The sequence below is a fragment of the Pseudomonas sp. SDO5271_S396 genome (assembly GCF_054071795.1).
In genome coordinates this window covers 1-20,656 of the sequence record NZ_JBSVWB010000007.1, presented here as the reverse complement: position 1 = coordinate 20,656, position 20,656 = coordinate 1, and the positions used below count along the sequence as shown (strand labels likewise).

Annotated in this window: 20 protein-coding genes and 4 tRNA genes; 6 read left to right on the top strand and 18 right to left on the bottom strand. The window is 60.6% G+C overall.

Annotation, left to right across the window (positions count from 1 at the left end):
- Positions 1-54 precede the first annotated feature (54 nt).
- Together ACW9IN_RS07680 and ACW9IN_RS07675 are read left to right on the top strand one after the other, a co-directional pair.
- Entirely contained in the window at positions 55-228 is a 174-nt protein-coding gene (locus ACW9IN_RS07680; RefSeq protein ID WP_016976295.1) for a DUF3094 family protein, read from the top strand.
- Positions 229-288: 60 nt separating this feature from the next.
- The gene (locus ACW9IN_RS07675; RefSeq protein WP_457365310.1) at positions 289-1,587 is read left to right on the top strand and encodes an NAD(P)/FAD-dependent oxidoreductase; all 1,299 of its coding nucleotides are present in this window, start codon (positions 289-291) and stop codon (positions 1,585-1,587) included.
- 174 nt (positions 1,588-1,761) lie between these two features.
- Here the strand turns inward: ACW9IN_RS07675 and ACW9IN_RS07670 are convergent.
- The 7 genes from ACW9IN_RS07670 to rluD all read right to left on the bottom strand — a co-directional run bounded on the left by ACW9IN_RS07670 (position 1,762) and on the right by rluD (position 6,858).
- Positions 1,762-1,838 (bottom strand) — tRNA-Pro (locus tag ACW9IN_RS07670).
- Positions 1,839-1,932: 94 nt separating this feature from the next.
- A tRNA-Lys gene (locus tag ACW9IN_RS07665) sits at positions 1,933-2,008 on the bottom strand.
- A gap of 5 nt (positions 2,009-2,013) precedes the next feature.
- Positions 2,014-2,090, bottom strand: a tRNA-Pro gene (locus ACW9IN_RS07660).
- Between the two features lie 9 nt (positions 2,091-2,099).
- Positions 2,100-2,175 (bottom strand) — tRNA-Asn (locus ACW9IN_RS07655).
- 301 nt (positions 2,176-2,476) lie between these two features.
- Positions 2,477-5,041, bottom strand: coding sequence for an ATP-dependent chaperone ClpB (clpB, locus tag ACW9IN_RS07650; protein ID WP_457365309.1), 2,565 nt, complete (start codon positions 5,039-5,041; stop codon positions 2,477-2,479).
- Positions 5,042-5,173: 132 nt separating this feature from the next.
- Positions 5,174-5,899, bottom strand: a complete 726-nt coding sequence (pgeF, locus tag ACW9IN_RS07645; protein ID WP_457365308.1) for a peptidoglycan editing factor PgeF — start codon at positions 5,897-5,899, stop codon at positions 5,174-5,176.
- Positions 5,896-6,858: a 23S rRNA pseudouridine(1911/1915/1917) synthase RluD gene (rluD, locus tag ACW9IN_RS07640; protein WP_457365307.1), complete on the bottom strand. Its 963-nt coding sequence runs from the start codon at positions 6,856-6,858 to the stop codon at positions 5,896-5,898. The genes pgeF and rluD overlap by 4 nt, the downstream gene beginning before the upstream one ends.
- A 149-nt stretch (positions 6,859-7,007) precedes the next feature.
- Here rluD and ACW9IN_RS07635 point away from each other — a divergent pair, with 149 nt between their 5' ends.
- Both ACW9IN_RS07635 and ACW9IN_RS07630 read left to right on the top strand, forming a co-directional pair.
- A complete protein-coding gene (locus tag ACW9IN_RS07635) occupies positions 7,008-8,033 on the top strand; it encodes an outer membrane protein assembly factor BamD (RefSeq protein WP_457365306.1) in 1,026 nt (341 codons plus the stop codon).
- 141 nt (positions 8,034-8,174) lie between these two features.
- On the top strand, positions 8,175-8,408 hold the full coding sequence (locus tag ACW9IN_RS07630) for a PP0621 family protein (protein ID WP_457365305.1): 234 nt from the start codon (positions 8,175-8,177) through the stop codon (positions 8,406-8,408).
- Here the strand turns inward: ACW9IN_RS07630 and thiO are convergent.
- The 5 genes from thiO to pilV all read right to left on the bottom strand — a co-directional run bounded on the left by thiO (position 8,395) and on the right by pilV (position 11,702).
- Positions 8,395-9,504, bottom strand: a complete 1,110-nt coding sequence (gene thiO, locus ACW9IN_RS07625; protein ID WP_457365304.1) for a glycine oxidase ThiO — start codon at positions 9,502-9,504, stop codon at positions 8,395-8,397. The genes ACW9IN_RS07630 and thiO overlap by 14 nt on opposite strands.
- A gap of 62 nt (positions 9,505-9,566) precedes the next feature.
- Positions 9,567-9,968 carry a type IV pilin protein gene (locus ACW9IN_RS07620; RefSeq protein WP_457365303.1) on the bottom strand — a complete coding sequence of 134 codons (402 nt, stop codon included), beginning with the start codon at positions 9,966-9,968 and terminating at the stop codon, positions 9,567-9,569.
- Between the two features lie 12 nt (positions 9,969-9,980).
- Positions 9,981-10,505 carry a pilus assembly PilX family protein gene (locus ACW9IN_RS07615; RefSeq protein ID WP_457365302.1) on the bottom strand — a complete coding sequence of 175 codons (525 nt, stop codon included), beginning with the start codon at positions 10,503-10,505 and terminating at the stop codon, positions 9,981-9,983.
- Positions 10,506-10,518: 13 nt separating this feature from the next.
- Entirely contained in the window at positions 10,519-11,226 is a 708-nt protein-coding gene (locus ACW9IN_RS07610; RefSeq protein WP_457365301.1) for a PilW family protein, read from the bottom strand.
- Positions 11,223-11,702: a type IV pilus modification protein PilV gene (gene pilV / locus ACW9IN_RS07605; RefSeq protein WP_457365446.1), complete on the bottom strand. Its 480-nt coding sequence runs from the start codon at positions 11,700-11,702 to the stop codon at positions 11,223-11,225. Before pilV ends, ACW9IN_RS07610 begins: the two co-directional genes overlap by 4 nt.
- Before the next feature lie 203 nt (positions 11,703-11,905).
- On the opposite strand from pilV, the gene ACW9IN_RS07600 reads away from it, so the two are divergent.
- Complete coding sequence (locus tag ACW9IN_RS07600; RefSeq protein WP_457365300.1) at positions 11,906-12,487, top strand: GspH/FimT family pseudopilin; 582 nt, start codon at positions 11,906-11,908, stop codon at positions 12,485-12,487.
- Here the strand turns inward: ACW9IN_RS07600 and ispH are convergent.
- The 6 genes from ispH to murJ all read right to left on the bottom strand — a co-directional run bounded on the left by ispH (position 12,441) and on the right by murJ (position 19,958).
- Entirely contained in the window at positions 12,441-13,388 is a 948-nt protein-coding gene (gene ispH / locus ACW9IN_RS07595; RefSeq protein ID WP_457365299.1) for a 4-hydroxy-3-methylbut-2-enyl diphosphate reductase, read from the bottom strand. The genes ACW9IN_RS07600 and ispH overlap by 47 nt on opposite strands.
- Before the next feature lie 180 nt (positions 13,389-13,568).
- Positions 13,569-14,006, bottom strand: coding sequence for an FKBP-type peptidyl-prolyl cis-trans isomerase (fkpB, locus tag ACW9IN_RS07590; RefSeq protein ID WP_457365445.1), 438 nt, complete (start codon positions 14,004-14,006; stop codon positions 13,569-13,571).
- A 7-nt stretch (positions 14,007-14,013) separates the two neighbouring features.
- Entirely contained in the window at positions 14,014-14,523 is a 510-nt protein-coding gene (gene lspA / locus ACW9IN_RS07585) for a signal peptidase II (protein WP_457365298.1), read from the bottom strand.
- Positions 14,516-17,347, bottom strand: coding sequence for an isoleucine--tRNA ligase (gene ileS / locus ACW9IN_RS07580; protein ID WP_457365297.1), 2,832 nt, complete (start codon positions 17,345-17,347; stop codon positions 14,516-14,518). The genes lspA and ileS overlap by 8 nt, the downstream gene beginning before the upstream one ends.
- 14 nt (positions 17,348-17,361) lie before the next feature.
- Positions 17,362-18,300, bottom strand: coding sequence for a bifunctional riboflavin kinase/FAD synthetase (gene ribF, locus ACW9IN_RS07575; protein WP_457365296.1), 939 nt, complete (start codon positions 18,298-18,300; stop codon positions 17,362-17,364).
- A 119-nt stretch (positions 18,301-18,419) separates the two neighbouring features.
- The gene (gene murJ / locus ACW9IN_RS07570) at positions 18,420-19,958 is read right to left on the bottom strand and encodes a murein biosynthesis integral membrane protein MurJ (RefSeq protein ID WP_457365295.1); all 1,539 of its coding nucleotides are present in this window, start codon (positions 19,956-19,958) and stop codon (positions 18,420-18,422) included.
- 254 nt (positions 19,959-20,212) lie between these two features.
- Here murJ and rpsT point away from each other — a divergent pair, with 254 nt between their 5' ends.
- On the top strand, positions 20,213-20,491 hold the full coding sequence (gene rpsT, locus ACW9IN_RS07565; protein WP_123714497.1) for a 30S ribosomal protein S20: 279 nt from the start codon (positions 20,213-20,215) through the stop codon (positions 20,489-20,491).
- Positions 20,492-20,656: the final 165 nt, after the last annotated feature.

Here is a 20,656-nt window from a genome sequence, read left to right as displayed (position 1 = left end):
TGGCAATGCCTGTAACGTGGCGCCCCTTTGCAACGTCTACCTGACGAGGCCTTTATGACCAGTCGCCTGAACCCCGATGACCAACAGCATGTCGAAGAGTACCTGCAACTGTCCCAGAACCGAGTCGAGCGCAAGCCTTTCCGGCCTTGGCTGCTCCTCGGTGTGGTGCTGGTGGTGGTGATCGGGCTCGGACTGCTGAGCCGCCTTTTGAGTTACCTGACGCTATGAGCTGCCTGGCGCTCGCGGGGGTAACTGCTCCGATTTCTTTTAGCCTTGCGAGATATCCCCATGACCCATCGTATTATTATCGTCGGCGGCGGCGCCGGCGGCCTGGAGTTGGCTACCCGCCTGGGTAAGACTCTGGGCAAGCGCGGCACTGCCAGCATCACGCTGGTGGACGCCAACCTGACCCATATCTGGAAACCCCTGCTGCACGAAGTGGCCGCTGGCTCCCTGAACTCTTCGGAAGACGAACTCAACTATGTCGCCCAGGCGAAATGGAACCACTTCGAGTTTCAGCTGGGACGCATGAGCGGGCTCGACCGTGAACACAAGAAAATCCAGCTGGCCGCCACCCTCGACGAAGAAGGCCGCGAACTGTTGCCTGCCCGTGTGCTGGGTTATGACAGCCTGGTGATCGCGGTCGGCAGCACCACTAATGACTTCGGCACCGAAGGTGCGGCGCAGCATTGTCTGTTCCTCGACACCCGTAAACAGGCCGAACGCTTCCATCAGCAACTGCTCAACCATTATCTGCGCGCCCACGCCGGGCAGACGGACGCCGTGGAGCAGATCAGCGTTGCCATCGTCGGTGCCGGCGCGACGGGCGTCGAGCTGGCCGCCGAGCTGCACAACGCCGCCCATGAGCTGGCAGCCTATGGTCTTGACCGCATCAAACCGGAAAACATGCACATCACCCTGATCGAAGCCGGCCCGCGGGTGCTGCCTGCCCTGCCGGAGCGTATCGGCGGGCCTGTGCATAAAACCCTGGAGAAACTTGGGGTGACGGTGCTGACCAACTCGGCAGTCAGCGAAGTGACGGCGGATGCATTGATCACCAGCAGCGGCCAGGTCATTCCAGCCAGCCTGAAGGTCTGGGCCGCCGGGATCCGCGCTCCGGGCTTCCTGAAGGACATCGATGGCCTGGAAACCAACCGTATCAACCAACTGCAAGTGTTGCCGACCCTGCAAACCACGCGTGACGAAAACATCTTCGCCTTTGGCGACTGTGCAGCCTGCCCGCAACCGGGCACCGACCGCAATGTGCCGCCGCGAGCCCAGGCCGCTCACCAGCAAGCCTCGTTGCTGGCCAAATCGCTGAAGTTGCGCATTGAGGGCAAGGACCTGCCCACCTACAAGTACACCGATTACGGCTCGTTGATTTCGCTGTCGCGGTTCTCGGCGGTGGGTAACTTGATGGGCAACCTCACCGGTAGTGTGATGCTGGAAGGCTGGTTGGCGCGGATGTTCTATGTGTCGCTGTACCGCATGCACCAGATGGCGCTGTATGGCTTCTTCCGCACGGCGATGCTGATGCTGGGGAGCAAGATTGGCCGAGGCACCGAGCCCAGGCTAAAACTTCACTAACAGCGCAAACCACTGTGGGAGCGAGCTTGCTGGCGAGAGCGGTGTGTCAGGCAGTACATCTGTCACTGATCCACCACATTTGCGAGCAAGCCCGCTCCCACACTTGTCCAGCAGTCAGTTCAAAAATTGTGAGCAAAAAAATCCCCGTATCTTTCGATACGGGGATTTTTAATATGGTCGGGGTAAGGGGATTCGAACTCCTGACATCCTGCTCCCAAAGCAGGCGCGCTACCGGACTGCGCTATACCCCGGTAAAAAAAAGGCGACCTTTCAGTCGCCTTCTTCGATCAGCGCTTTTGGCCTCTGATCTTAAGATTCGATCCCAGAATTAACTGGTTTCAAAAATGGTGGGTCGTGTGGGATTCGAACCTACGACCAATTGGTTAAAAGCCAACTGCTCTACCAACTGAGCTAACGACCCAAATATGGTCGGGGTAGGGGGATTCGAACTCCCGACATCCTGCTCCCAAAGCAGGCGCGCTACCGGACTGCGCTATACCCCGGTTTGAAATTGGCTCCGTGACCAGGACTCGAACCTGGGACCCAATGATTAACAGTCATTTGCTCTACCGACTGAGCTATCACGGAACTGCATATTTCAAAGTACAACTTTTACTGCTTTACAACGTTCTCTTCAACCGTCCGTATCGCTACGTTCGTGCCTCTGAGGCGCGCTATTCTACAATCTTAAAAACCCCTGTCAACCCTTTAAATTGCTTTTAAGACAATGATTTGCGCTTGTTTCTGATTTCTTCTTGGGGAGAAGAAACCCGTGGGCTGACGTTGCTGCGGGGCGCACTTTACAAGCCTTTGCCTTACAGTTCAACGCCCTATCGAAAAAAAAGGCCCCGCGATGCAGGGCCTTCTTTTGTCACACAGCAGTCCGGACTCAGTGGAAGACGATTTCGTCGTTTTCCACACTCGCCGTGACACGGGTGCCCGGCATGAAGCTTCCCGACAGGATCAACTGGGCAAACGGGTTCTCGATCCAGCGTTGGATCGCACGCTTCAGGGGCCGTGCACCATACACCGGGTCGTAACCCACCGCGATCAGCTTGTCCAACGCCTCGCTGCTCAGTTCCAGGTCCAGCTCACGCTCGGCCAGACGGCTGCGCAGGCGACCCAGCTGGATCTCGGTGATGCCCGCAATCTGATCCCGCGCCAAAGGCTCGAAGATCACCACTTCGTCGACCCGGTTGATGAATTCCGGGCGGAAGTGCGTGGTCAGCGCATCCATGACCGCAGCGCGCTGGGCTTCGCGATCGCCTACCAACTCCTGGATCTGCGCCGAGCCCAGGTTGGAGGTCATCACGATCACCGTGTTGCGAAAATCCACGGTACGCCCGTGACTGTCCGTCAGACGGCCATCTTCCAGCACTTGCAGCAGGATGTTGAATACATCCGGGTGCGCCTTCTCGACCTCGTCCAGCAGAATCACCGAGTAAGGCTTGCGCCGCACTGCTTCGGTCAGGTAGCCACCCTCTTCATAACCCACATAGCCCGGAGGCGCACCGATCAGACGAGCCACGGAGTGTTTCTCCATGAACTCAGACATGTCGATGCGTACCATGGCCTCTTCGGTGTCAAAGAGGAACTCGGCCAAGGCCTTGCACAGCTCGGTCTTGCCCACGCCGGTCGGGCCGAGGAACATGAACGAACCGCTCGGACGATTCGGGTCGGCCAAGCCGGCACGGGAGCGCCGTACCGCGTTGGACACCGCCACCACCGCCTCTTCCTGGCCGATGACGCGCTGATGCAACAGGCTTTCCATTTTCAGCAGTTTGTCGCGCTCGCCTTCAAGCATTTTCGACACAGGGATGCCGGTCCACTTGGAGACGACTTCGGCAATTTCCTCCTCGGTCACCTTGCTGCGCAGTAGCTGGTTCTCGCTTTGGCCATGTTGATCGACCATCTGCAGGCTACGCTCTAGGTCCGGGATCACCCCGTACTGCAACTCGGCCATGCGGTTCAGGTCACCTTTACGCCGCGCGGCTTCCAGTTCCTGACGGGACTGCTCGATCTTTTGCTGGATCTGCGCAGAACCCTGCACTTCAGCTTTTTCCGAGGTCCAGACTTCTTCCAGGTCCGAATACTCACGCTCCAGACGCACGATCTCTTCCTGGAGTTTTTCCAGGCGTTTCTTCGCCGCATCGTCCTCTTCTTTCTTGAGGGCCTGGGATTCGACCTTCAGTTGAATCAGGCGGCGATCCAGACGGTCGAGCACTTCCGGCTTGGAATCGATTTCCATGCGAATGCGGCTCGCCGCTTCGTCGATCAGGTCGATGGCCTTGTCGGGCAACTGACGGTCAGTGATGTAGCGATGGCTCAATTTGGCCGCCGCAATAATCGCACCGTCGGTGATCGCCACCTTGTGGTGGACCTCATAGCGCTCTTTCAGGCCACGCAGGATCGCGATGGTGTCCTCTTCGCTCGGCTCTTCCACCAGCACTTTCTGGAAACGACGCTCAAGGGCCGCGTCCTTTTCAATGTACTGGCGGTACTCGTTCAGCGTGGTGGCACCAACGCAATGCAATTCGCCCCGCGCCAACGCCGGCTTGAGCATGTTGCCAGCATCCATCGAGCCTTCGCCCTTGCCGGCGCCGACCATGGTGTGCAGCTCGTCGATAAACAGGATGATCTGCCCTTCCTGCTTCGACAGTTCGTTCAGCAAGGATTTCAAACGCTCTTCGAACTCGCCACGGAACTTGGCGCCGGCGATCAGCGCGCCCATATCCAGGGACAGCAGGCGCTTGCCCTTGAGGCCGTCCGGCACCTCGCCATTGATGATGCGCTGGGCCAGGCCTTCGGCAATCGCGGTCTTACCCACGCCAGGCTCGCCGATGAGTACCGGATTGTTCTTGGTGCGACGTTGCAGCACCTGGATGGTGCGACGGATTTCATCGTCACGGCCGATCACCGGGTCGAGCTTGCCGTCTTCGGCGCGCTTGGTCAGGTCGACGGTGTATTTATCCAGGGCCTGACGCGACTCCTCATGATTGGGGTCGTTCACCGCGTCGCCACCACGCAGGTTGTTGATGGCATTTTCCAGGGCTTTCTTGCTTACGCCCTGGCCCAGCAGCAACTTGCCCAGTTTGCTGTTTTCGTCCATGGCGGCGAGCAGCACCAGTTCGCTGGAGATGAACTGATCACCCTTTTGCTGGGCCAGACGGTCGGCCTGATTGAGCAGGCGCGCCAACTCCTGCGACATGTTCACGTCGCCGGTGGGGTTCTGGATTTTCGGCAGTTGGTCGAGCTCTTTGCTCAACTCCTTGCGCAGGCTGTTGACGTCAAAGCCCACTTGCATCAGCAAGGGTTTGATGGAGCCACCTTGCTGTTCGAGCAGCGCCTGCATCAAGTGCGCGGGCTCGATGGCCGGATGGTCGAGGCCGACTGCCAGGGATTGGGAGTCGGATAAGGCCAATTGTAATTTGCTGGTTAAACGATCAATACGCATTAGTCACCTTCCTTTTGAGCAGGCCGGAGCTAGTAAACACATCCTGAATAAAGAAACCTGCCAGATGCCCTTATAGATGGGGTGGATTTTGCAGGATTCAAGCAGGCGATGCGCGATATGGATCAGGAGAGTCTAGCGCTCGAGCCAGATAAGGGAGGCGAATCGACCGGTGCGCGGGCTGCGACGGTAGGAAAAGAAGCGCGGGTCGGTGACGGTGCAGAAACCACCACCATACACAGCAGTAATGCCGCGCGCGGCGAGGCGCAGGCGAGCCAATTGATAGATGTCGGCCATGAACTTGCCCTGATTATGGCTAGGCACAAAGGCCTCGGCGGTGATCGGCAACTGCTGCATGAAAGCTTCACGCACTTCCGGGCCGACCTCGAAGGCTCCCGGGCCAATCGCAGGGCCGAGCCATACGAGCACTTGATCAGGCGCCACATCGAGGCTTTCGACAGCCGCCTCCAGCACGCCTGCCGCCAGTCCACGCCAGCCAGCGTGGGCCGCCGCCACGCGAGTGCCTGCACGGTTGCAGAACAACGCTGGCAAGCAATCGGCCGTCATGGCCGTGCAAGCGATACCCGGAGTGCTGGTCCAACTGCCATCGGCTTCGACGGTGAGGCTCGGGTCAGCCTCGACCACCGTCACCCCGTGAACCTGACGCAACCAGGCGGGCGTGATATCAAAGGCATCAGTGAGACGATGGCGATTTTCCAGGACAGCTTCCAGGCTGTCCTCGACATGATCGCCCAGGTTCAAGCTGTCGAACGGCGCCGCACTGACGCCGCCCGCACGAGTAGTGACGCAGGCTTTTACCCGGGCCGGCGCGGGCCAGTCGGGGATCAGCCAGTCACTCATCCGACAAATGCCTCGCGATCCTGCTTGAGCAGCGACAACAGCCAGACGAAGTCGTCCGGCAGTTCCGATTCCCAGCTCATGCGTTTACCGCTCGTCGGATGATCCAGCTCCAGGAAGCGCGCATGCAGCGCCTGGCGCGGGAAGTTCTTCAAGGATTCCACCATGGTGGCACTGGCCGCCGGCGGAATACGGAAACGACCGCCGTAGGCCGGGTCACCGACCAACGGGAAGTTGATATGGGCCATGTGCACACGAATCTGGTGGGTGCGCCCGGTTTCCAATTTGACCCGCACATGGGTGTGGGAGCGGAAACGCTCGAGCACCCGGTAGTGACTGACGGCCGGTTTGCCACCTTCCATCACCGCCATGCGCTGGCGTTGCTGACCGTGGCGGCCAATCGGGGCGTTGATCTTGCCACCCGCCACGACCACGCCGATCACGATGCATTCGTAGATACGGCTGACAGTGCGGCTCTGCAATTGTGCAACCAGTTGCGTCTGCGCCTGAATGGTCTTGGCCACCACCATCAAGCCGGTAGTGTCCTTGTCCAGGCGGTGCACGATGCCGCAGCGCGGGACGTTGATGATGTCCGGCACGTGATGCAGCAAGGCATTGAGCAAGGTGCCATCAGCATGGCCGGCCGCCGGGTGCACCACCAGGCCCGCAGGCTTGTTGATCACCAGGATGTCGTCGTCTTCGTAGACGATGTCCAGCTCGATGTCCTGGGCGACCCATTCTCCCTGGGCTTCCTGCTCGGCAGTCAGCTCGAGGATCGAACCGCCATGGACGATGTCTCGCGGGCGGATGACCGCCCCGTCCACAGTCAGGCGGCCGTCTTTGATCCAGGCGGAAAGGCGCGAGCGCGAGTGCTCGGCGAATAATTGTGCGGCGACTTGATCGAGGCGTTGGCCGCCCAATTCGGACGGCACCTCTGCGCGAAGTTCAATTTTATCGGACATGCTCAGACTAGGCGTGGCACAGCCTTTGGTTTCGGCTGCGCGCTTGTGGTTAAATACGGCGTCTTTTGCCCCGAGGCTTTCAACGGGGCGCTCATCATAACAGGACGGCCCCGCCCAAGACAGCGGCCGTCATAGGGACGCAAGCCGCCATGCAAGTGAAACACCTGCTGCTGATCGCCATCCTCGCCATGACTGCTGCTTGCTCGTCAACAAAGGAAGTCGTCGACGAAAACCTGAGCGAAGTCGAGCTGTACCATCTGGCTCAGAAAGACCTGGACAATAATAGCTACACCAGCGCCACGGCCAAGCTTAAGGCACTGGAGTCGCGCTATCCGTTCGGACGCTACGCTGACCAGGCCCAGCTCGAACTGATCTACGCCAACTACAAGAACGCCGAGCCCGAGGCCGCCAAGTCCGCTGCCGAGCGTTTTATTCGCCTGCACCCCCAGCACCCGAACGTGGACTACGCCTACTACCTCAAGGGCCTGACCTCGTTTGACCAGGACGTCGGCCTGCTGGCGCGCTTCCTGCCGCTGGACATGACCAAACGCGACCCGGGCGCCGCCCGCGACTCCTACAACGAGTTCGCCCAGTTGACCAGCCGTTACCCCAACAGCCGCTACGCGCCTGACGCCAAGCAGCGCATGATCTACCTGCGCAACCTGCTGGCGTCCTACGAAATCCACGTGGCTCACTACTACCTGACCCGCCAGGCCTACGTCGCAGCGGCCAACCGTGGTCGTTATGTGGTGGAAAACTTCCAGGAGACCCCTTCGGTGGGTGACGGCCTGGCAGTCATGACCGAGGCCTACCAGCGTCTGCACCTGGATGACCTGGCCAGCACCAGCCTGGAAACCTTGAAGCTCAACTACCCGGACCATCCAAGCCTTAAAGACGGCCAGTTCGTGCCTCAGGTCGCCGAAGCGGACAATCGTTCGTGGCTGAGCAAATACACCCTGGGCCTGATCGAATCCCGTCCTCCGCTGCCGCCGGGAGAAACCCGCGCCAACCAGGACGTGATCAAGCAGTTCCAGGACGCCAAGGACGCCATTCCTTCGGACCTCAAGCCCCACGACGAAAACGGCGACGTGATCGAAGAGGAAGCACCGCAGGCCCTGGGCAACAACCAGGACCGCTCGTGGTTCAGCTACATGACCTTCGGCGTATTCGACTGATCCTCGTCGACAACGCACACAAAGGGAGCCCTTCGAGGCTCCCTTTTTTATGGGCCGATTTTATGGGCTGGTGTTATTGCGCTGTGCGCCTGACACGTCCTTGGCTAAACTGGCGCATTCCTTGTCGAGAAACTGCCCATCATGGTTCGTCTACTGTTCTGGATTGCCGTCATTGCTGCCGCGGTATGGTTCTGGCGCAAATTCAAAAGCCCGGCTGCCAGGCAGCAGCGCAGCGGCGAACCTGACGCGACCCCGATGGTACGCTGCGCCCACTGTGGCGTGCACTTGCCGCAGGATCGCGCACTGAGCTCACGCCAGGAGTGGTATTGCACCCAGGCGCATCTGGAACAGGGCCCGAAATCTATCCAGCGCTGATCCGCCCTTCAGGGGCATAGGGCGCCGGATCGATAATCGGCGGACGCCCCAGCAACAGATCGGCGAACAACTGGCAGGACGCAGGCGCAAGCACCAGCCCATTGCGGTAATGCCCACAATTGAGCCACAGACCTTTGAAGCCCGGAGCCTCGCCGATATAAGGGATGCCCTCCGGCGAGCCTGGCCGCAAGCCGGCCCAGTGGCCCACCACTTCAGCGTCCGCCAGGGCGGGAATCAGCTCCACTGCCGACGCCTTGAGGCTTTCCAGAGCGGTGTCAGTCGGTGTCTTGTCGAACCCTTCATGCTCCAGCGTGCTGCCGATCAGAATGTGTCCGTCACGCCGTGGGATGGCATAGCGCCCCTTGGCCAGCACCATGCTCGACAGGAAATCCGTTGCACATTTGTAGAGAATCATCTGCCCCTTGACCGGCTCCACCGGCAGCGACAGCCCCAGAGTGCGCAACAACTCACCGCTCCAGGCCCCCGCCGCCAGCACCACCTGATCACCCGGAATCGGACCGGCGGTAGTGTTCACGCCCACGACACGGCCAGCCTCCAACACAAAACCACGCACTTCACACTGTTCATGAATCGTCACGCCCGGCAATGCCAGCAACGCGGCCTTGAGGGACTTGACCAGACGCGGGTTGCGCACGTTGGCCACGTTCTCCATGTAGATCGCGCGGGAATACCCACCGCCCAGCACCGGGACAGCATCATGGGCCGCCGAAACGTCCACCTTGCTCAGCGGACGGCCTTCACGGGCGGCCCAGGCCAAAGCCTCGGCTTCGTCGTCCAGATCGAGCCAGTACAGACCGGTAGTGTGAACCTCCGGATCCAACCCGGTGGCGGCAAACAAGCGCTGGGCGAGTTGCGGATAGAAGTCCTGGGACCAATGGGCCAGCGCCGTGACAGCCGGGCTGTAGCGCCACGGGTAGAGTGGGGACACAATCCCGCCTCCGGCCCAGGAAGACTCCTGCCCTACCCCTGCACGGTCCAGCAACACCACAGGCCGCCCCTGGGTAGCCAGGTTGAACGCGGTCAACAAACCGATGACTCCACCGCCGACAACTACCACTTGCTCTTGCTTAGCCATTACCTGATCCAGCCGATAAATAGGAACGAGCGCGCTCGGCGCCCCATCATTCAGCATTCGCATCATCGCCCCCAGCACGCTTGGCGGGACATTTCAGGCGAAGCGCCCGGATTGGTCCGCAGGCCCGTACTGGTGAGACTGAAATCGCCGCACGCGTCGCCCGCCATGACCGAATCGACCAGCGGCGTGGCCACCAGGCTGAAATCCTGAGGGTTCAATGCAGCGGTGATTCTATAGCGATCATTGCCCGAGCTGACGCCGCTTGCGTCAATAAAACTGCCGTTCCGCGTATAAAAGCGCTCGAGAAGCTGGGCTTGCTCCATCAACAACGCCACCACCTCGGCGCGATACCCCTTTTTGACGTGACTGCTGTATCCCGGATAAGCGATACCCGCCAGCACCGCAACGATCGCCACGGCGATCAGTAACTCGATCAGGGTAAACCCCTGGCTGTCCTTGCCCATCCCACTGCTCCTTTATTGAAGTTGCCGCCATGACACTCGCTGAAACCGGACACCGGAACCCTCCGCCACACGGGCGTACACCGTTTCCAGTACCGTTCGCGATTGGCCAGCCAAGCCCACCGCCGTCACCCGATACAGGTCGGCGACGGTCTGCGCCGGTAACTGCGCCAATCCCACTGCCGGCCCCAACGCCTGAAGGCCATACAGGCCACCCTTCAGAGCCATCCACGTCACCGCCGAAACAGGGTTCGTACCGGCACCCAGCACCGAAAACGACTCTGCCGGTGGCGCACAAGTAGCAATCGAGTGACATAACGGTACCGCCGCCGCGCCATGCTGCAGCGCTGACTCTCCCAGCCTGAGACCACTCTCGGCGGTTTGAAACGACTGGTTGCGGTGCCAGAGGCTGCCCGTGACTTTTTGTTGGGATACCGCGCCCTGCATGGACGCCAGGCTCACCAGCGATAGCAGCAGCAGGAAAACCAGACTGATCAACAGCACCATGCCCGAATGCCGCTTCTGAATGAACGCCCTCATGACCCTGCCCTCCCTAACCCAACCGGTTTCGCAACGCCGCCACGACGCTGTAGGTCTGGTCCTTGACCTGCCCTGTCGGGTCCTGGAGCGTGATCAGGATACGGACGCTACGGATCAGCGAAGCGTCCGCTGGCTGCAGATCGTAATGGTCCACGCTCGCCGATAAGGGGTTGGCCGCCACGCCGAAACTGATCTCGAATGCCGCTACGTTATCCACCAGCGCCGCCTTCGCCGGTGCGGCGGGGCTGCTGACTTTCAATTGGCCGGTTTCAAAGGTGTAGGTGAGCTGGCGTATCGCAAAACGAATCTGCCCCGGCGCAGGCGCAGGTGCTTGCCCCTCATAAGCCTGGGCACTCCCGGTACAGTCGGAAAGCACCGTCCAGTCGGGCTTGCCCCCGCCGTCCCCGACATCCGCACTGATCAGCGTCAGGGCCTTTGAACTGCCTGAAACGCTCCAACTGACAGGCCGATCAAAAGCCAATGGCGCATCATCGATAAAGGCGACGCCCAGGCAGCCAAACATACCGACCTGACGAATATCCTGAACCAGCTTGCCCAGCGCAAACCGTGCGTCGTCCTGCAGCAACATTGCGGCTTGCTGACTGGCGTGGGTCAGTCGCGTGCTGATCACCACCTGACTCACGCCCAACACCAGCAGCAGGCCGACAGCCAGAGCCAGCAATGACTCCAGAAGACCAAACCCTCGGGCATACGCGTTCATTGCGCCGCTCCCGGCACGCCGGCAATGCGACTGGTCAAAGTGAAGGTTTCCCGCGCGCCCGCACTGTTCGCCCCTCTGGCATCGTCCCAACTGATACTGATGGCGACCTCGGTGCCGCTGATCGCCACCGCCCCCTTGGCGCTCGCCCCGGCAAATCCGAGGATGTTGGCTTCGAAATCGTGCAGGTCCTGATCACGCACACTGGCACTGCCGAGCGGCGCACGCTCGGCCCGTCCCCCTGAATAATCCGCTGCGGAATTGGCGCGTATCCGGTCGAGCATGTCGTAGGCGATGAAGCTGGCCTGGCTGGTCATCCGCGAGCTGTCGGTGTACTTGAGCGCATTGAGCTGGATCGCCGCCGTGCCGAGCAGGCCGACCGCGAGAATCAGCACCGCGACCAGCACCTCGATCAACGTCATGCCGGTCTGACAGCGCGGCAAGGCGCGGGTAAAAAGAGTGTTCGGGCTGGCTGGCATTTGCATCGTCGTCCATGTCGAAGGCCAAAGGAGGCTGGTGAAACCGGTTGTGCGACCCAAGACTAGCGCCGGTTTTTCGCGGGCGCTGCTGCGGGAACAAAGGGAAATACTTTGGGCGTAAAGGCCATCACTCAGCCCCGGAAACTGGACGCTATACCTAGCTCTCCACTTGAAGAACGACTTCATCCACGGAGGGATGTTCCATGCAACAACGTGGTTTCACGCTGATCGAATTACTCCTCGGGCTGATCGTGAGCGGACTTCTGGCTCACCTTGCACTGCCCGGTTTCAAGGGCTTGCTGGAATCGCAGCAACGTCAAGGCGCCGCGCAAGCCTTGGCGGGCGGTCTGCGCTATGCGCGCACCGAGGCCATCGCGCGCAACCAAGCGGTGGTTATTCATGCGCTGGACGAAGACTGGTCCCAGGGCTGGCGAGTGATTCTGGATGTAAGCGGGCGCGGCCACCTGGACGACGACAACCCGGTGCTGTTGATTCATCAGGAGAGCGGGCGCGTGCTGATCGCGGGCAACGGCCCCGTGAAGAGCCAGGTGCGCTTCAGCGGCCTGGGCGAGCCGGTGTTTTCAGCCGGAGGTTTCCGTGCTGGCACGGTGCACGTCTGCGCCACGGACGCGGCGCAAAGTCTGTATCAGATCGTGCTGGCACCCAGTGGGCGCATCAGCCTGCGCAACGACAGAGCCGAGCAGGCGCTGTGCCGGAACCCTTCCGGCACCGTGGTCGTCAGAGCAGCGAACGGACTCGCAGTTCCTTGGGCATTGAGAACGTGATGTTCTCTTCGCGCCCAGCCAGTTCATCGGCACCCGTAGCGCCCCACGCATGCAGTTGCTGGATCACACCGCGCACCAACACTTCCGGCGCGGAAGCGCCTGCCGTGATGCCGATACGCTCGACACCATCGAACCAGCTGCGTTGCATGTCTTCGGCGCCGTCGATCAGATACGCCGGTGTCGCCATGCGCTCGGCGAGCTCGCGCAAGCGGTTGGAGTTGGAGCTGTTGGGGCTGCCGACGACCAGCACCACGTCACACTCGTTGGCCAGTTGCTTGACCGCATCCTGGCGGTTTTGCGTGGCGTAGCAGATGTCGTCCTTGCGCGGCCCGCCAATGGCCGGGAAACGACTGCGCAAGGCGTCGATCACACGGCTGGTATCGTCCATGGACAAGGTGGTCTGAGTAACGAATGCCAGGCGGTCCGGGTTGTGCACCTGCAAGTTAGCGACGTCTTTTTCGTCTTCGACCAGGTAGATGGCGCCGCCATTGCTGGCGTCGTACTGGCCCATAGTGCCTTCGACTTCCGGATGGCCGGCGTGGCCGATCAGGATGCACTCACGACCGTCGCGGCTGTAGCGCGCAACTTCGATGTGCACCTTGGTCACCAGCGGGCAGGTGGCATCGAACACCTTCAGCCCACGGCCTGCCGCTTCGGAACGTACGGCCTGGGACACACCGTGAGCACTGAAGATAACGATTACGTCGTCCGGCACCTGGTCGAGTTCCTCGACAAAGATCGCGCCGCGCGCGCGCAGGTCCTCGACCACGAACTTGTTGTGCACGACTTCATGGCGCACATAGATCGGCGGACCGAAGACTTCCAGGGCGCGGTTGACGATTTCGATCGCCCGGTCCACGCCGGCGCAGAAGCCACGGGGGTTGGCGAGTTTGATTTGCATGCTGTGCCTCGTGTCTTGCAGCGCAAGAAATTGGATCAACTCAGCTCTATAAGAGTAAGCCTTTGTGGGAGCCGGGCTTGCCCGCGATGCAGACGACTCGGTGCAGGTACACCGAGGTGATGCAATCGCAGGCAAGCCAGCTCCCACACAAGCCCGACATTCACAGGGCCTGATCTTCTGTTAGATCGCTTTAACGCTGATGATTTCAACATCAAACGTCAAGGTTTTACCGGCCAGCGGGTGGTTGAAGTCGATGGTCACTTGCGCGTCATCGAAGGTTTTAACCACCCCTGGAAGTTCGGTGTTCGCCGCGTCATTGAAGATCACCAGCAGGCCTTCCGACAGCTCCATGTCCTGGAACTGCGAACGCGGAATAATCTGCACGTTCTGCGGGTTGGGCTGGCCAAACGCGTTTTCCGGCTGGATTTGCAGGGTGCGTTTGTCACCGGCCTTGAAACCGAACAGGGCGGCTTCAAAACCTGGCAGCAAGTTGCCATCACCGACCTTGAAGGTCGCCGGGGCCTTGTCGAACGTGCTGTCGACCGTGTCGCCATTCTCCAGGCGCAATGCGAAATGCAAAGTGACTTCCGTGTTCTGGCCGATGCGTTGCTCAGCCAATACCTGATCAGTCATTGACGGTCTCTCCGGTTTTTTTGCTCTTGAACATGTCCAGCGCCAGCATGATTGCACCGACGGTGATGGCGCTGTCGGCGAAGTTGAACGCCGGGAAGTACCAGCGGTTCTGCCAATGCACCAGGATGAAATCGATCACATGGCCCAGGGCAATGCGGTCGTACAGGTTGCCCAGCGCACCGCCCAACACCAGGGCCAGGGCGATGGCCAGCCAGGTGTCGTCCCGGCCCAGACGCTTGAGCCACACCACCAGCACGGCACTGACCACCACGGCGATCAAGGCAAACAACCAGCGCTGCCAGCCGGAGCTGTCTGCCAGGAAGCTGAAGGCCGCTCCGGTGTTGTAGGCCAGGGTCCAGCTGAAGTAATCAGGGATGATGACGATCTGCTGGTACATCTGCAGCGCGCCCTCGAAATGAGCCTTGCTGAGCTGGTCGATGACCAGCACCAGCACGCTCAATACGAGCCAGCCCAGACGTCCAAAACGACTGGCTTCAGGCATAGTGGCGAACCTCGCCAGTGCCGCTGATGTTGTCGACGCAACGACCGCAGATCTCTGGGTGCTCAGGGTTCACACCGACATCCTCACGGCAGTGCCAGCAACGGGCGCACTTGGCGAAAGCCGACTTGACCACCTTGAGTTTGAGACCTGGTACTTCGGTCGCGACCGCATCCGCCGGCGCCTGGGCAAACGGTGCAAGGCTCGCAGTAGAGGTGATCAGCACGAAACGCAGCTCGTTGCTCAGCTTGGACAAGTCGGCGGTCAGGCCGTCTTCGGCGAACAGAGTGACTTCGGCTTGCAGGTTACCGCCAACGGCCTTGGCCGCACGCTGCACTTCCAGTTCCTTGTTCACCGCGACCTTGACGGCCATGACGCCTTCCCAGTACTCGCGACCCAGTTCGAAGTCGGCCGGCAACTCCGTGAGGCCTTCGTACCAAGTGTTGAGCATCACCGACTCGTTGCGCTCGCCCGGCAGGTATTCCCACAGCTCGTCGGCGGTGAAGGCCAGGATTGGCGCGATCCAGCGCACCAGCGCTTCGCTGATATGGTACAGCGCGGTTTGCGCCGAACGGCGCGCCTTGCTGTTGGCGCCGGTGGTGTACTGGCGGTCCTTGATGATGTCGAGGTAGAACCCGCCCAGCTCCTGCACGCAGAAGTTGTGGATCTTCGAGTAGACGTTCCAGAAGCGGTATTCGGCGTAGTGTTCCTGCAACTCGCGTTGCAGCAACAGGGTACGGTCCACGGCCCAACGGTCCAGGGCGAGCATGTCTTCGGCCGGGAGCAAGTCGGTGGCCGGGTTGAAACCGGTCAGGTTCGACAGCAGGAAGCGCGCGGTGTTACGGATACGGCGATAGGCATCGGCGCTGCGCTGCAGGATCTGCTCCGACACGGCCATTTCGCCCGAGTAGTCCGTCGAGGCAACCCACAGGCGCATGATGTCGGCGCCCAGGGTGTCGTTGACCTTTTGCGGTGCGATCACGTTGCCCAGCGACTTGGACATCTTGCGACCGTTTTCGTCGACGGTGAAACCGTGGGTCAGCAGCTCGCGGTACGGTGCGTGATCGTCGATGGCACAACCGGTCAGCAGCGACGAGTGAAACCAGCCGCGGTGCTGGTCGGAGCCTTCCAGGTACAGGTCGGCACGCGGGCCGCTTTCGTGGCCCATTGGGTGCGAACCGCGCAATACGTGCCAGTGGGTGGTGCCGGAGTCGAACCATACGTCGAGGGTGTCGCTGATCTTGTCGTACAGCGGCGCTTCGTCGCCCAGCAGCTCGGCGGCGTCCAGTTTGAACCAGGCTTCGATGCCCTCGACTTCGACCCGCTTGGCGACCTCTTCCATCAGCTCGACGGTACGCGGGTGCAGCTCGCCGCTTTCCTTGTTCAGGAAGAATGGGATCGGCACGCCCCAGTTACGCTGACGCGAGATGCACCAGTCCGGACGGTTGGCGATCATCGAGTGCAGGCGCGCCTGCCCCCAGGCCGGCACGAACGTGGTGTCTTCGATGGCCTTGAGCGCGCGTTTGCGCAGGGTTTCGCCGCTGTTCGGCTCTTTGTCCATACCAATGAACCACTGCGCGGTGGCGCGGTAGATCAGCGGCGTCTTGTGGCGCCAGCAGTGCATGTAGCTGTGCTTGATGGTTTCGGTGTGCAGCAACGCACCGACTTCCGTCAGCTTGTCGATGATCGCCGGGTTGGCCTTGAAGATGAACTGGCCACCGAAGAACTCCAGCGACGGCGCATAGACACCGTTGCTCTGCACCGGGTTCAGGATGTCGTCGTTGACCATGCCGTAGGCTTTGCAGGTCACGAAGTCGTCCACGCCGTAGGCCGGCGAGGAGTGAACGATACCGGTACCGGCGCCCAGCTCCACGTAGTCGGCCAGGTATACCGGCGACAGGCGGTCGTAGAACGGGTGACGGAAGTTGATCAGTTCCAGTGCCGAGCCGGTGGTGGTGGCGATCACCGAACCTTGCAGCCCGTAACGAGCCAGGCACGACTCGACCATTTCCTCGGCCAGCACCAGCAGGCGATCACCGGTGTCCACCAGGGCGTAGGTGAATTCAGGGTGCACGTTCAGCGCCTGGTTGGCCGGGATGGTCCACGGAGTTGTGGTCCAGATCACGATGGCGGCCGGCTTGGCCAGCGACGCCAGGCCGAATGCCTCGGCCAGCTTGGCGTCGTCGGCGATCGGGAAGGCCACGTCGATGGTCGAGGACTTCTTGTCTTCGTACTCGACTTCCGCTTCGGCCAGGGCCGAACCGCAATCGAAGCACCAGTTCACGGGCTTGAGGCCTTTGAACACGAAACCGCCCTTGACGATTTCGGCCAGGGCGCGGATCTCACCGGCCTCGTTCTTGAAATCCATGGTCTTGTAGGGGTTGGCCCAGTCACCCAGCACACCCAGGCGGATGAACTCGGCTTTTTGACCTTCGATCTGCTCGGTGGCGTAGGCCCGGCACAGTTCGCGGGTTTTATCCGCGCCCAGGTTCTTGCCGTGGGTCACTTCGACCTTGTGTTCGATCGGCAGGCCATGGCAGTCCCAACCCGGGACGTACGGCGCGTCGAAACCCGACAGGGTCTTCGAGCGGATGATCATGTCCTTGATGATTTTGTTCAGTGCATGACCGATGTGAATCGTGCCGTTGGCATAAGGAGGGCCGTCGTGCAGGACGAATTTCGGACGATCCTTGCCAATTTCGCGCAACTTTCCGTACAGGCCAATACTGTCCCAGCGCTGCAGGATCTGCGGTTCGCGCTGTGGCAGGCCGGCCTTCATTGGGAAGGCGGTGTCCGGAAGGTTTAGCGTGGCTTTATAGTCGGTCATTTAAGGCTCTTCGGTTAGCGATGGGCGCTAGGTGCGGCTAGTGCACGGGCGGCGGCGACATCCGCATTGATCGCCGTTTTCAACGCCTCGAGGGAGGCGAAACGCTGCTCTTCACGCAGCTTGTGGTGGAAAACCACCGTCAAACGCCGGTCATACAGATCACCGGCAAAATCCAAAAGGTGAACTTCCAGGTGGGCCTTGCCATCACCTGCAACCGTGGGCCTGACGCCTATGTTGGCGACTCCGGGCCACGATTGGCCGTCGATATCGACGCTGACCAGGTAGACCCCGGTGAGCGGCACACGACGGCGCTTGAGTTGCACGTTGGCGGTCGGCGTGCCCAATTGGCGCGCCAGCTTCTGGCCGTGCAATACCCGCCCGGCAATGCGGAACGGGCGACCGAGCAAACGCTCGGCCAGGGCGAAGTCGGCAGCGGCCAGGGCGTTACGCACCTGGGTACTGCTCACGCGCAGACCATCCAGTTCGACGGTTTGCGCGGCTTCGACGGTAAACCCCTGGCTGATACCGGCCTGTTGCAGGAAATCGAAATCCCCGACGCGGTCGCAACCAAAGCGGAAGTCGTCACCGACCTCCAAGTGCTGCACGCCCAGGCCATCGACCAGGATACGGTCGACGAACTCGGCGGCGCTCAAGCTTTGCAGGCGCTGGTTGAAGGCCAGGCACAGAACGCGGTCCACACCTTCTTCAGCCAGCAGTTGCAGCTTGTCCCGCAGGCGGGCCAAGCGGGCCGGCGCCGTTTCGGGGGTGAAATATTCCCGCGGCTGCGGCTCGAAAATCACCACGCAGCTGGGCACGCCCAACTCGACCGCACGCTCACGCAGCCGGGCCAGGATAGCCTGGTGACCACGGTGAACACCGTCAAAGTTGCCAATAGTGGCGACGCAGCCCCGATGCTCGGGGCGCAGGTTGTGGAGACCTCGAACCAGCTGCATAACGCGCTTCTTGCTCATAAAGTGGTCGATTATAACCACACCCGGCCCCGGACGACAGGCAACAGCGCAGGGCAAATGGATCGAATCGATAAAACAACCGGTTTATCGCGGGAATGTCTCTACCCAAGGGACTTGCGATTGAAATCCCGCAGTCGAAAGCCCAGCAGCAGCAACATACCGAAGTACACCACCACGCCGGCCACGACCAACAGCCCCAGGCGCATGAAACGCTCCAGCATATGCCCCTCATCCCAGGCCGGCATGAAGTGCATCAGGCCCAGCAACACCGCAGACATCGCGGCGACTGAAACCAACAGCTTCAAGGCGAACATCCCCCAGCCGGGCTGCGGTTGAAACATTTCCTGCTTGCGCAGTTGGTAAAACAAAAGGCCGGCATTGATGCAGGCGCCTGCGCTGATGGCCAGCGCCAGGCCCGCATGGGCCAGTGGACCGATGAACGCCAGGTTGAGCAGTTGCGTCACGATCAGCGTGAAGACCGCGATCTTGACCGGCGTACGGATGTTTTGCTGGGCATAGAAGCCAGGGGCCAGCACCTTGATCACGATGATACCCAGCAAGCCGACCGAGTACGCGATCAGCGCCCGCTGGGTCATGGACGCGTCAAACGCACTGAACTGACCGTACTGGAACAACGATACCGTCAGCGGCTCCGCCAGAATCCCCAGGGCCAGGGCGCACGGCAATACCAGTACGAAGCACAGGCGCAGGCCCCAATCGAGGATGCGCGAGTACTCCTGGCGATCCTTGCTGGCATAGGTACGCGACAGCGTCGGCAGCAGAATCGTGCCCAGCGCCACGCCGAGCACTCCGGACGGCAGCTCCATCAGGCGATCGGCGTAGTACATCCACGACACCGAGCCCGACACCAGCAGCGAGGCAAAGGCGGTGTTGATGATCAGGGAAATCTGGCTGACCGAGACCCCGAGGATCGCCGGCAGCATATTGCGCATCACACGCCATACGCCGGTGTCCTTGAGATTCAGGCGCGGCAGCACGAGCATGCCGATCTTCTTCAAATGCGGCAGTTGATACAGCAATTGCGCCAGCCCGCCGGCCAGCACGGCCCAGCCCAGGGCCATCACGGGCGGGTCGAAGTACGGTGTGAGGAACAGCGCGAAGAGGATCATGCTGACGTTGAGCAGGGTCGGCACGAACGCCGGCACCGAGAAACGGTTCCAGGTGTTGAGGATCGCTCCGGCGAGGGATGAAAGGGAGATCAGCAATATATAAGGGAAGGTGACGCGCAGCAGGTCCGAGGTCAGCGCAAACTTTTCCGGGGTGTTGGCAAAACCGGGGGCCGTGGCCCAGATCACCCAGGGCGCGGCGAGCATGCCGACAACGGTCACCAGCATCAGTACCAGGGTCAGCAGGCCCGAGACGTAGGCAATAAAGGTGCGGGTCGCTTCTTCGCCCTGCTGGGTCTTGTACTCGGCCAGGATCGGCACGAACGCTTGGGAAAATGCGCCCTCCGCGAAGATGCGTCGCAGCAGGTTGGGCAATTTAAAGGCAATAAAGAAGGCATCCGTAGCCATGCTGGCGCCAAAAATGCGCGCCAGCAGGGTGTCACGCACAAACCCCAGTACCCGGGAGATCATCGTGATAGAGCTGACGGCGGCCAACGATTTGAGCAGATTCATTGAAAGAGATTGCGCCTATTAGATAAAGAGCAGGCGAACAACGCGCCCACTTGTGCGATACTGCGCGCCTGCAACAGCACAGAGCCAAAGCTCGCGAGTTTACAGGTCAAGCGCCGGAAATAAATCACCCGCCTCTTCAGATCGACCACTCAGCAGTTCGCTTCAGCCGGCCTTGACAACCCATCAAGTCATCGGCATGATTCGCGGCCTATTTTGTTTGCTATTTCCTAAAAAGTCTTTCGAGGAGCTCGACGGTGGCCAACTCACCTTCCGCCAAAAAACGTGCAAAACAGGCTGAGAAGCGTCGCAGCCACAACGCCAGCCTGCGTTCCATGGTTCGTACCTACATCAAGAATGTAGTTAAAGCCATCGACACCAAAGACGCTGAAAAAGCCCAAGCTGCTTACGTTCTGGCTGTGCCTGTTATCGACCGTATGGCCGATAAAGGCATCATCCACAAGAACAAGGCCGCTCGTCACAAGAGCCGCCTGAATGGCCACATCAAGGCTCTGAACGTCGCTGCAGCAGCCTGAGTGGTAACAACTGACGTGTAGCCCAGGCTATGCACAGTTAAGAAATGCCCCGAATCGAAAGGTTCGGGGCATTTTTGTTTGTGCTTCATATTTGGCGTACACAGATCAAAATGTGGGAGCGGGCTTGCCCGCGATTGCGGTGGGTCAGCACTGAATAACGTGGCT

Excerpts from the sequence above, each read along its gene's own strand:
- ACW9IN_RS07635 (WP_457365306.1), top strand. The coding sequence starts at position 7,008 with ATGCAAGTGAAACACCTGCTGCTGATCGCCATCCTCGCCATGACTGCT.
- ileS (WP_457365297.1), bottom strand. The coding sequence starts at position 17,347 with ATGACCGACTATAAAGCCACGCTAAACCTTCCGGACACCGCCTTCCCA.
- rluD (WP_457365307.1), bottom strand. The coding sequence starts at position 6,858 with ATGTCCGATAAAATTGAACTTCGCGCAGAGGTGCCGTCCGAATTGGGC.
- pilV (WP_457365446.1), bottom strand. The coding sequence starts at position 11,702 with ATGCCAGCCAGCCCGAACACTCTTTTTACCCGCGCCTTGCCGCGCTGT.
- ACW9IN_RS07680 (WP_016976295.1), top strand. The coding sequence starts at position 55 with ATGACCAGTCGCCTGAACCCCGATGACCAACAGCATGTCGAAGAGTAC.
- thiO (WP_457365304.1), bottom strand. The coding sequence starts at position 9,504 with ATGGCTAAGCAAGAGCAAGTGGTAGTTGTCGGCGGTGGAGTCATCGGT.
- lspA (WP_457365298.1), bottom strand. The coding sequence starts at position 14,523 with ATGCCTGAAGCCAGTCGTTTTGGACGTCTGGGCTGGCTCGTATTGAGC.
- ACW9IN_RS07620 (WP_457365303.1), bottom strand. The coding sequence starts at position 9,968 with ATGGGCAAGGACAGCCAGGGGTTTACCCTGATCGAGTTACTGATCGCC.
- murJ (WP_457365295.1), bottom strand. The coding sequence starts at position 19,958 with ATGAATCTGCTCAAATCGTTGGCCGCCGTCAGCTCTATCACGATGATC.
- pgeF (WP_457365308.1), bottom strand. The coding sequence starts at position 5,899 with ATGAGTGACTGGCTGATCCCCGACTGGCCCGCGCCGGCCCGGGTAAAA.
- clpB (WP_457365309.1), bottom strand. The coding sequence starts at position 5,041 with ATGCGTATTGATCGTTTAACCAGCAAATTACAATTGGCCTTATCCGAC.
- ACW9IN_RS07675 (WP_457365310.1), top strand. The coding sequence starts at position 289 with ATGACCCATCGTATTATTATCGTCGGCGGCGGCGCCGGCGGCCTGGAG.
- ACW9IN_RS07615 (WP_457365302.1), bottom strand. The coding sequence starts at position 10,505 with ATGAGGGCGTTCATTCAGAAGCGGCATTCGGGCATGGTGCTGTTGATC.
- ACW9IN_RS07630 (WP_457365305.1), top strand. The coding sequence starts at position 8,175 with ATGGTTCGTCTACTGTTCTGGATTGCCGTCATTGCTGCCGCGGTATGG.
- ACW9IN_RS07600 (WP_457365300.1), top strand. The coding sequence starts at position 11,906 with ATGCAACAACGTGGTTTCACGCTGATCGAATTACTCCTCGGGCTGATC.
- ribF (WP_457365296.1), bottom strand. The coding sequence starts at position 18,300 with ATGCAGCTGGTTCGAGGTCTCCACAACCTGCGCCCCGAGCATCGGGGC.
- ispH (WP_457365299.1), bottom strand. The coding sequence starts at position 13,388 with ATGCAAATCAAACTCGCCAACCCCCGTGGCTTCTGCGCCGGCGTGGAC.
- ACW9IN_RS07610 (WP_457365301.1), bottom strand. The coding sequence starts at position 11,226 with ATGAACGCGTATGCCCGAGGGTTTGGTCTTCTGGAGTCATTGCTGGCT.